The 304-nt window shown below is 55.6% G+C and carries 2 tRNA genes; both read right to left on the minus strand.

Features of this window, described 5'->3' with window-relative positions:
- Nucleotides 1–123: 123 nt before the first annotated feature.
- Nucleotides 124–200: transfer RNA gene (locus I9W95_RS15030), tRNA-Asp, on the minus strand.
- Between the two features lie 22 nt (nt 201–222).
- Nucleotides 223–298 (minus strand) — tRNA-Val (locus I9W95_RS15035).
- Nucleotides 299–304: the final 6 nt, after the last annotated feature.

Genomic DNA, 304 nt, shown 5'->3' on the forward strand with positions numbered 1-304 from the left:
GTTTACATCGTAGCTGATGACTCTTTTTACATCTGAGTGAAGATGGCGGAGAGGACTGGGCGGCATTCCGAGGACTCGCCGTGAGCCAATTCTTTCCTGCTCTGTTTTACATCTGAGTGAAGATGGCGGACCGGACGGGACTCGAACCCGCGACCCCCGGCGTGACAGGCCGGTATTCTAACCAACTGAACTACCGGTCCGCATGGGTCTGCTTACAGAATTTGGTGGGTGATGACGGGATCGAACCGCCGACCCTCTGCTTGTAAGGCAGATGCTCTCCCAGCTGAGCTAATCACCCTCTCCT

The sequence above is a fragment of the Thalassolituus marinus genome (assembly GCF_020320395.1).
Lineage (GTDB): Bacteria > Pseudomonadota > Gammaproteobacteria > Pseudomonadales > Oceanobacteraceae > Venatoribacter > Venatoribacter marinus.